The organism is uncultured Thiocystis sp. (assembly GCF_903866365.1).
Lineage (GTDB): Bacteria > Pseudomonadota > Gammaproteobacteria > Chromatiales > Chromatiaceae > Chromatium.
Genome location: NZ_CAIPNF010000077.1, coordinates 1 through 2,069, shown reverse-complemented (window position 1 = coordinate 2,069; position 2,069 = coordinate 1). Strand labels below are relative to the sequence as shown.

General features: G+C 61.3%; 2 protein-coding genes. One reads left to right on the top strand and one right to left on the bottom strand.

Translation table 11 applies throughout. The annotated features are described in order from the left end of the window. Positions 1-216, top strand: a 216-nt coding sequence (locus QZY07_RS05090; protein ID WP_295400321.1) for a prephenate dehydrogenase dimerization domain-containing protein, incomplete at its 5' end; no start/stop codon positions are given. Positions 217-541: 325 nt separating this feature from the next. On the opposite strand, the gene QZY07_RS05085 is transcribed toward QZY07_RS05090, so the two are convergent. Then, on the bottom strand, positions 542-1,930 hold the full coding sequence (locus QZY07_RS05085) for a hypothetical protein (RefSeq protein ID WP_295400320.1): 1,389 nt from the start codon (positions 1,928-1,930) through the stop codon (positions 542-544). Positions 1,931-2,069: the final 139 nt, after the last annotated feature.

Below are 2,069 nucleotides of genomic sequence, written 5' to 3'. Positions count from 1 at the left end.
TTCCGCGACTTCACCCGCATCGCCTCCAGCAACCCGGTCATGTGGCGCGACATCTGCCTCGCCAACCGCGAGGCATTAAGCGCCATGCTCGCGCGCTTCGGCGTGGAGATGACGGACCTCGCCGAGAGCATCCGCCGCGCCGACGGCGATCATCTGCTGGAGATCTTCGCGCGAGCCAAGGCCGCGCGCGACCGCTCGATCGAGCAGTCCGGCTAAACTGCGTCCATCACTTGAGGGAATGTAGGGGCGAATTCATTCGCCCTTAGGTGATTTCCTAAAACACTCCAGAGAGAGGCGGTTAATGGACAGGATTAACAGGATTTCGCAGGATATAAGTCATTGTTTATCAATCCTGTCAATCTTGAAAAATCCTGTTAATCCTGTCCAATTCCGGAGCTTTTTCGGTCGGGTACGGACTTTGCCGGAAATCGCCTTACATCCGCGCAACCGACGTGGCGAATGAATTCGCCCCTACAATGATGCCGCGCAACATCCGCGTCGAGCGCGCATCGATTCGAGCCCTGGAACCCTCGCAACGACGTCAAGTCCCGATCACCGACCACAACAGACAGGTGCTGGGGGCGTCATCCTCGATAAAGCCGTAAAACCGGCCCATCCAGTACGCCAGTAGATAATCGATTCCGGGGTACATCTGGTTCGGTGTCCCGGGATCGTAGAGCTTCCAGGGGTGGCGCTCCCACACGAAGGTCGCGGGAACCCGCTCGTCCACATTCACGGCAACGGCCGAAATCCCCGGACATTGGGTGCTTTCCGGATAGATCCCCCGCAAATCGCGCGGCGACGCCCAGTTGGGCGCGGTCGGAAACAGCGCCAGTTGCGCCACATGCTCATCGAGCACCGCCGGCACATCGTCTTCCAGCGGCGCCTGCGAACCATAGATCAGCGCAAAAAACACATTCTTGTGCTCTGCCACCTCGGCCCACAGCGCATCGCGCAAAATCTCCTGCCGCAAGCGCTCCTGACGCACCGGATCGGTTTCCAGCCGAACCCAATTAAACAGCGGCATAAAGCCGATATTGAGCCCGAAATATCCTTCGTCGCAGCGGTTCGTATTCCGCCAGCCCGTGGCGATCTCCAGCCATCCGTCGACATTGCGCTCGTAATGCTCGACGATCGCCTGGCGCCGGCTGGCATAGGCCGGAACGTCGTCGGTCACCTGGAGCGCGACCCGGAAGATCGCTGCCAGTTGGATCGCCTGGGTCGGTTGCGGGAGACTGGGGAGCAGGCTGAACCCGAAGATCTGCTGCAGCAGATCGGTGGCATTGGGCGCGAAAAAGAGCATGCCTTCTCCGGCGGCGGAGAAGGGATTGGTCTGGAGCGTCAGCAAGGGGATGCCGTCAGGCGCATCGGCCGTACTGAAAACCGCATAGGGAATGCTGATCTCCCGCGTCGTGGTGACACCGTTGACCCTGATCCGCACCGGCCTGCGCTCGCCGCTCATCAGTTGTTCGACGAACTCGACCACATCCTGTCGGATAGTCTCGCGAACCTCGGGATTACTGGTGGCCTGATAGGCCAGCGAGTAGCCGAGCAGAACGCCCTGATACTGATCGCGACTGATATTGCCGCGCCAATGCCAGAGCGCATCCTCGAATGGAACATCCCGATGGACTTCCGGATCGTCCGCGCTCAGGATCGCCTGCACCGGCGCCGGGCTCTCGGCGGGCGCGGCATAGCGAGCGAGATAACCGGGATCTCCCGCAATGCGCCACCAGCGGTGCAGAGTCGCGACCGTCGCGTCCATCGAACGGTCGGCATCTGGCGCGCCAGTGGTCAGAAAGCGCAGCGCCTCGGAGGCCAGATAGGCGCCGGTCCAGATGGCCGAATCGCGTCGGCCGCCATAGGCCGCGACCTCGGTCAGCGACGCATCGGTGAACTGAGTACTCATCACGCCCCCGGCGGGCAGCATCCCATAAGCGCCAACTTAACCGCACCGTTGACGCACTTGTGAGTTCATCATCTGCATGACCCTGGCCGGAACGGTTTGCAAGCGACGGCGGCGCGGACGTTCCTTGAGCACGTCGAGGCAGGCGTCCCAGTGTTCGTCT